The following is an 8,681-nucleotide window of genomic DNA, read 5'->3' as shown; positions in this document are numbered from 1 at the left end:
ATTCTTGAAGATATTGAACGTGAATATCGTATGCTTTCGCTCGATTATATGAAGCGTACTTACCATGGCTTTTCCCCAGAACAGAACGGAGATACACCGGAAATTGTGTGGTGGAGTATTTTTTCCGAAGAACAGGAGAAGTTCATATGTGCCTGCAAGAATATAATTGAGAGGCCACGACACAGATTACGTGGACAGGAAGTTTATGTGCGTGCAGATAGATTGAAAATTATACCAAGAGGTATAGAGAACGAACTGGCTGAACACCGTAAGGAAAGTACTCATTTATACCGTGTGGAGGAACAGGTACAGAATAACGACACGCAAGAAAATCGTTTCCTCAAATTTGCTTTGGATCAGATAACCAAGAAATATGAGTCTCTGAAAAAAAGAATTGAAGGGCTGAATAATATTTCAGAAGTAAAGAAAAATGAGATGACTGATGTATTTATCAGACTTCAACGCTTGCAACGTAATCCCTTTTTCCGAACAGTCGGGCGATTCAAAGGTTTTAATCAAGAGAGTTTAATACTACATAAAGCAACTGGATATAGTCAAGTCTATCGCACATGGAATCTGCTCAGACGTGGATATTCGCTTTATGATGGAATGTTCCGTCTCCAAACAAAGGACATAGCCACTCTATATGAGATATGGTGTTTTATAGAGGTAAGTCATATAGTGAAAGAGCAATTGCATTTGACAAACGAGGAGGTTGAACATCGCAATCGCATGGAGATGAATGGAGTCTTTACATGGGAATTAGGTAAAGGTGAGCATTCGCGAATTCTCTTCAAAAAAGACAATGTGGAGCTGGCTGAGTTGGTGTATAATCCTAAGACTACAGATCAGGAAAACACTTCAATCGGGATGAGTAATCTTGTGGTTCCTACCGTTCCCCAGAAGCCTGATATTGTTTTACAGTTGACAAAGAACGATCTGCATAATAAAATGAAATTCACGTACCTGTTTGACGCAAAATATCGTATTGAGGGGAAAGAAGGTAATGTGGATGTACCACCTGATGATACCATTAATCAGATGCACCGTTACCGTGATGCCATTTATTATAAAGAATATGATTATGCTCCATTAAAGAAAGAAGTTATTGGTGGGTACATCCTGTTTCCTGGTGATGGAGAACCGATGGATGTGCAGATGTCTAGGTTCTACAAGTCAATAAAAGAAGTGAATATCGGTGCATTTCCATTACGACCTAAAGACAAAGAAAACAGAAAACTTTTACAACACTTCGTTGCCGAACTTATAAACAAGAAATCAACTGAAATAATCAATCGTGTGATACCACAGAAAGGTACATTCGTAGAAGTGGGCAACCGTGTCTTGATAGGATTGGTTACAAATAGTAGCCGTAAAGGATATTTACAAAGTTTTCTTGACGGTACTGCAACTCTATATTACACAGGCAGTCATTTTCCGACTACTATAGCATTACAAGACCTACATTATTTCATGCCTTACATGAAAGGACAGGGAATTCGTGATGTATATGAGATTGTACGGGTTAGGACCATTACTGCTAAAGAAGCGAAACAAACTGAAGGAGAAGAAGGTAAGGATGATCTTCGCCTTGCTTTCGAATTGCGATTTGTTCGTGAACAATATAATGAATTCCAGCCAATCAATACAAGTAAGATGGCGAATAACACATTCATTGATACGACATTCGATATTTTGGGAGAATTTTTAATTGATAAAATTTAATTCAAATCTTATGGGCATAGAGAAACTTACTTCCGATGAAATTGCCGATTCGTGGCAAGGCCAGTTTCTATTTAAAAAAGAAACCTGTTCCAGTAAAGGCTTACGCTCACCTCAAATCGGTGCATTGCATGCTTTATTGGCACATGTTGAAGATGGTAATGAAAGTGCAATCATTGTAATGCCAACGGGGACTGGTAAAACTGAAACAATGTTAGCCTTTCTTGTTGCAAATGTTTGTAAAAAGGTTTTTGTAATAGTACCTTCGGATGCTCTTCGTAGTCAAACATGCAGGAAATTCAAGAAATTGGGACTGTTGAAAGATTTAGGAGTAGTTCCTTATGACATCAAGATGCCTATTGTTTCTATGATAAAGAATGCGTTGGATGATTTGGAATGGAAAAAGATAATTGATGAGTCAAATGTCATTATAACAACAATGGCGTCTGCAGAAAAAATATCTCCTCAAATCAGATCTTATCTTAGAGAAAAAATATCATTTTTATTTGTGGATGAAGCACATCATTCAAAAGCGCAGACATGGGATGCCTTTATTAAGGTCTTTCCACCAAAGAATGTTGTAATGTTTACTGCAACTCCATTTAGAAATGATGGGCAAAAATTGTCTGGAAAAGTCATTTTTAATTTCTCTCTAAGAAAAGCCCAAGAGCAAGGATACTATCAAAAGATAAATAATTATCAAATAACCAAATATTCAGAAGAAGAAGCTGACAAAGCTATCGCAGCAAAAGCTGTTTCTGTTTTAGAGTCAGATTTAGCACAAGGATTTGACCATATAATTATGGCCAGATGCAAAAGTAAGACACGTGCAGAACAAGTTTACAAAGTTTACAAACACTACGATAAGTATTCTCCTGTTGTTGTGTATAGTGGTATGCCTGGTGCTTATGCCATATTGAAAGCTATTAAAGAAAAAAAACATCGTATTATTATATGTGTCAATATGTTGGGAGAAGGATATGACTTACCTCAACTAAAAATAGCTGCAATTCATGATGAAAGACAGAGTCTTGCGGTTACATTACAATTTATCGGACGCTTTACTAGAACCAATGATATAAAACTCGGAACTGCTAGTTTTATTATAAACATTGCATATCCACCATTGAAAGAAGAAATCAATTCTTTGTATCAAATGGATGCTGACTGGAATTATATTTTACCTAGATTAAATGATGAAGCGGCAACACAAAAGCAGTCTTTATCTTCTTTTTTAAGTGATTTTCACGGAGATTTGAAAGATGAGATTTCTTTAGAAGATATCCGTCCTGCATTAAGTGCAGAGATATTTATCACAAACTCAACAACGACTTCTTTCGGAAATTGGAAAAAAGCCCTTAATAATTCCAAACAGTACAACTACATATTGCATTCAAAATCAAATGATACTCTTGTAATAGTTCTTGGAAAAAAAACAAATGTATTATGGGGAGATACTCAAACTGTTCAAAATCTAAATTGGGAAATAATAGTGGTTTATTTTGATGCTCAATATAGAAGAATATACCTTAACTCCTCAATAAAACTGAATGGAGAAAGTTTTCTAAAACATTTATTCTCTAATCCCATAAAATATCAGGATGATAAGATGTTTAGAGTTTTCTCAAATGTACTCAGACTCCGATTATTTAATGTTGGTGCAAGGCTTCCTAAAGGAAAAGACATTTCATATCAATCATACTATGGGAGTAGTGTACAAGATGGTTTGGATTTATTAACACAAGGCAGATTACAGAAAAACAACATTTTTGGTGTAGGTTATAGAAATGGCCATCTTACAAGCATAGGATGTTCCTGTAAAGGAAAAGTGTGGTCTAGGGAAAGAGCTGATTTACAGCATTATCAGGAATGGTGCAAAGAAGTCGGTAGAATTATTTCTGATGAACGCATTGATCCTAACATTGTTCTACAGAATACGCTTAAATTTGAGAAAATGTCATCTTTTCCCAATGTTGTTCCAATTAGTATGGATTGGAATCCTGAAATATATGAACATTACGCCCTAATGCTTAAGTTGGGAGATAATATACTTAGCTTTGATGAATTAGATTTGACAATAGAAGAAGATACCACTATTGGTAAAGATATTCTGTTCAGCTTTAGATATGAAGATAGTTATTGTAAATATAAGATGACTATTAATAATCAAAAAATAATATATACTAAAATAAGTGGGAGTGAAATTAAGTTTTATAAAGGCAATTTAGATGAATCTTTGGAAGATTTCTTTGAAGATAGTCCTATGACAATTTTTTATGCTGATGACAGTATCTCTTATGGCGTTAATTATTGTAAGCCAAAGCGTCATGCTGATGAAATACCTGAGGACTTGATTACAACTTTGTCCTGGGAAAATGTTGATTTGTCAAAAGAATCTCAGCATTCAGCACCATATGAAACAGATTCTATACAATATTATATGTCACAGAATATTTGGGATCAATATGAATATCTTATTGATGATGACGGAAGTGGTGAAATTGCTGATTTAGTGGGAATAAATAATGCTGAAAGAGTTATTGATATTACTCTTTTCCATTTGAAATACGCTAAAGGAGGGAAAATTTCAAAAAGTATTGAGAATCTATATCAAGTATGTGGTCAAGCTCAAAAATCAGTTCGTTGGAAATATATTGGTGGATATAAAGTTTTTGATCACATCTTGAGAAGAAACGAAAAAAAAGAGCAAAAAGGAAAAAGCAGCAGTTTATTAAAAGGTAACATTAAAGATATTATTAAGTTACGTGAAGAGGCATCAAACAAGAAGGAATTACGCTTTCACGTGGTTATTGTACAACCTGGTATGAGCAAATCAGAATGTACTCACGAAATGAAAATTTTATTAGGTAATACAGTCCGAGTACTTCATGAGATGGCTAATATTGATTGCCGTGTTATTTGCAGCAAATAATATACAAGTTATCCATTAATATTTAACGTACTAATGAATTATGGCAGATCGATTAACAAAGGAACAGAGACATAAAAATATGTCTGCTATACGTGGCAAGAATACAAAACCGGAATTACTAGTCCGTAAGTTCTTGTTCAGCCGAGGCTTCCGCTACCGGCTGAATCATCCTCGTCTGCCTGGGCATCCTGATCTGGTATTACGGAAATACAGAGCTGTAATATTTGTAAACGGCTGTTTCTGGCATGGGCATGACGGATGCAAATATTTTGTACTACCGAAAACAAATTCAGAGTTTTGGAAGAACAAAATCCAAAAAAATAAGGAGCGTGACCTAAAAGAGCAAAAAGAGCTTGCATCCATGGGATGGCACTGCATAACAGTATGGGAATGCCAATTGAAACCAGCACTTCGTGAACAGACTTTAAAATCACTGGAGTATACGCTTAATCATATTTTTTTAAGTGATAGAAGCGTAAAACCTACTAATATATATCAAAATATGCTATATGAATAAAATTTCAAAACTTTATATTTTCACAAAAGACACTGATGCAACTGCTTCGTTAAGAGGATATCAGTATCAAATCCTAATGACCTTAAAAATCTGGTTGCAAAATTTTCAAGATGGAATACAGGAGGAAATTTTTTGTGATTTTGAAGATGATGTTTTCCAAAAAAATGAAATTGCAAAATCCGCAAAATTTAGACAGATAAAACTATATTCGTCTAATTTTTCTTTTAAGAGTGAAGAGATTATAAAATGTATAGCGCATTTCTTTATGCTTCATGTTAAATCAGATTATAGTAATTTGGATAAAGAATTCGTATTTGAAGCAAATACAACTATTGCGAAAAAATATTTAGATAATGAGGCTGAATTGTTACGTGAATGGTATATAAATCAAAATTCTATTCCAAATGAATTGTTAAATAGATGTTCAAATAAAGTAAAAGAAATAGTTTCTGAGTATGTACAAGATCAAGCAAAAGTATTAAAAGACAAAGTGGATGCCGGAACAATAGAAGAAGCTTTATCTATTTTTAAAGGACTAAAACAAAAAGATTGGAATGATTTTACTAAAAGAATAAAATGGAGATTCTTGAATGTTGACTCAGAGACAGAAGTTAAAAAAATCAAAGAAGACATAGACAAAGCAATATTGAATCTTAAATTCGATATTAAAAACGATGACATATCTTCTATCTTTGGATTACTCTATAATATCGTTTGGAAAAAAGCATCTGAATCTGATCCTAGAAAAAGAAAATTGACAAATGCTGAACTTGAATTTCATATTTTAAATGTAAGTCGTAATGAAAAGGATAAATGGTATATTGAAACTTACAACAGGTGGAATAATATTGATAAAATAAATATTTTCATAATAGGAGAATTCTATGAAATTGTAGATGCTGTACAACATTGTCGACATCATAAATACCTTTTTAATCATTCTGATTTATGGTTAAAAATATTAAAATGGTACATTGACGATATTGACACTCCTATTGAGTTTAAAATGAAAGCATTATATGAATATATCTGGTTACAAATAAAATTTTCTGGGCCAAATGAACCCCCATTAGGAGATTTAATGAGCTCGGATATGTATATTAAGGAGTATTTTAATGATTTTGAGAACTTTAGGAATGCCAATGATATTGAAAATGCTCAAAACATTTTAAGTGTAGTTAGATCTGCTGTTACTTTAGGAAAAGCAAACATAGAAGTGGATACAATAACTGATTGGGAAAATAAGCTAGAGGAATTAATTAATAGACATTTGGGATCATCCAATAATCCTAGCGAAATCTGTCATCTTCTTGAAAATTTAGTTACTTTTAAATTATTCCGTTACATATTCTTACATAAAGAGAATTTGTTAGAAGAGATTAAAGTGCTTTTTAAGCATATATTAATTCTTTTAAATGAAGCTACATATTACAATGTTAGTCAGTTAAGTTCAAGAATTAATGAATATATAAAACTAATATTAAATATACCGGGAGAACCAGATTTTGAATTAATTGACATTTTAGAAGGGTTCTGAGATAAATTAGTTGATAGTTTTCAGAAAAGACAAGGTGATTATCAAGCTGGAAAAAATCAAATTGATAGAGGTGTTGCATATTTGGGCAAGAAAGAACCTGTATTTTGTTTAAAAGCATTAAGTCATTTTCATAGAGCGAAAGATTTATGGAGTCATCAAGAAACAGTAGAAGGATATATTCTTGCACTATTAAATATTTCACAACTTTATGCAGGGATGGATATGAACTTTGCAGCAAAGTATTATGCTCTTTCTGGTGTGTGGCTAAGTGTATATAACGGAGAAGAAAAACTGTTAAGAAGAATTGCAGATTCATTAGGAATGTTATTCAATGCAGACTTTAAACAAGGTAGTTGGATGAGTGCTCTTATTGACTTTCGGGAATATATTAAAGCACGTCATGAATTATATCCTAATCCTATTGATTTCGAAGATAAGCTAACGATGCCATTAAAATCAATAGGTAATTATGCATTAATTACTTACACCAGTACTTTAATTCATCCAGAATTAAAGTATTTAATAGAAGATGAAAAAAATAAATTGGGATATATTAATGAAGAATACATATGTCCAATATGGCAAGAATTTTTACAAAACAAGTCAACAATAGACTCTTTGGAGACACTTATTTCTGCAAAACTAACAGATAACCCTTTGAAAGATATAGGACACAAAAGGATTGTAAATTTTGCAGCATTAGGTAGCAGATGGGAAGTATCCTTTAACAATGATTTTATTACAAATTCCATTGCAGAAGAGTTTATTTCAATACTTCAAATATTACTATGTGAAGTTGCTTTGTCTGATATTGATTTTCACTTAACCAAAGGTAATGTTAAAATAGAAATTGAGATCAATAATAGTATAAATTCTCCAGAAGAACTCCCTTCAGATGATTCTTTCCATTGGAAAGTCTTTGTCCCATATTTCGATGGAAAAAATCCTGAGGAGATAAATTTTAATAATGCTTCATTTGTTACTATTTTAATGATAATATTAAACAGAATCAGTCTACTACCCGATACTGATTTTCAATATTTATTTGAAAGTTTTTTTAAACAGAATTCTCTTCCTACAAAAACTTTATCTTTGAATGCATATCAGAAAATGTATCGTTTAGTGTTTAATCAAGAAACATTTGATTCATTACAAAGGCAGTACTTTACTTGTCCAAAAGTTTCCATTAAAAATCTTCCAAAAGAAAATAATATTTTAAAATGGAAATCAGATTTAAGCAAAAAGTATAACCAGGAATTATCATTAAAGTATATTTCTGATAGATATAAGTTATCTCAAAAATATATCCATATTACATTGGAGAAACTTATAGAAAATGTAGAATTTCATAAATTAGTAAATAAATTGCGAAAGGATGGATGGCAAGATTGGTTTATCATTTTAGCGATGATGAACTTTATGCTAAGCTATAAAGCTAATAAAAAATTAGCTACTTTCAATTTAAGTGACGAAAAAGAAAAAAGGGAAAGAATCAATGAACTCTTCTCTTATTTTCTAGAATTAGATGAAAAAGATTGTTATGTAGAATTCCCTATTGATGCATTTAAAAGTGAAGATTTTGATTTTCAGTTGAAAAGTACTTGTGTAACTGTTTTGAAAGCATTTAATCTTGAAAATAAAGCCAAGTTTCCAAACTTCGAAGCTATAAAAGAATTTCTTGATGTGAGGTTTAATATGTCAACGGATAGAAATGATTCAGGTAATCCTTTAGCTGTAATTATATCAAGTTAAGACTAAAGAAGATAGTCTAAATATAGCTATTGGTATAATTATAGTAGCTATATTTAGACTTTTATCTTATTGGGTCTTATATACAGAAATTACAGGCCTGAACTTATGCGCTTGATCTTTCGGCGCTTCCTGAATAGTACTTGACTGCATGGAATAAAGCCAAGCCTTATTCTCCTTTTGCCCTTCCACTTCAGTAGAAGACCATAACCAGCATTCACCCG

The 8,681-nt window shown here is 32.4% G+C and carries 5 protein-coding genes; all 5 read left to right on the top strand.

The features are described from left to right. A partial coding sequence (locus ACT8YW_RS20430) for a DUF2357 domain-containing protein (protein ID WP_444106968.1) occupies positions 1 to 1,725 on the top strand: 1,725 nt, incomplete at its 5' end. 10 nt (positions 1,726 to 1,735) lie between these two features. Next, positions 1,736 to 4,654, top strand: coding sequence for a DEAD/DEAH box helicase (locus ACT8YW_RS20425; protein ID WP_228683637.1), 2,919 nt, complete (start codon positions 1,736 to 1,738; stop codon positions 4,652 to 4,654). Positions 4,655 to 4,694: 40 nt separating this feature from the next. After that, a complete protein-coding gene (locus ACT8YW_RS20420; protein ID WP_118935647.1) occupies positions 4,695 to 5,171 on the top strand; it encodes a very short patch repair endonuclease in 477 nt (158 codons plus the stop codon). Continuing rightward, a complete protein-coding gene (locus tag ACT8YW_RS20415) occupies positions 5,164 to 6,708 on the top strand; it encodes a hypothetical protein (protein WP_444106967.1) in 1,545 nt (514 codons plus the stop codon). The genes ACT8YW_RS20420 and ACT8YW_RS20415 overlap by 8 nt, the downstream gene beginning before the upstream one ends. An 81-nt stretch (positions 6,709 to 6,789) precedes the next feature. Beyond that, complete coding sequence (locus ACT8YW_RS20410; RefSeq protein WP_444106966.1) at positions 6,790 to 8,460, top strand: hypothetical protein; 1,671 nt, start codon at positions 6,790 to 6,792, stop codon at positions 8,458 to 8,460. Positions 8,461 to 8,681: the final 221 nt, after the last annotated feature.

Origin of the sequence: Bacteroides sp. (assembly GCF_052357945.1) — a bacterium.
GTDB lineage: Bacteria > Bacteroidota > Bacteroidia > Bacteroidales > Bacteroidaceae > Bacteroides.
This window is presented reverse-complemented; position numbering and strand designations above follow the sequence as displayed.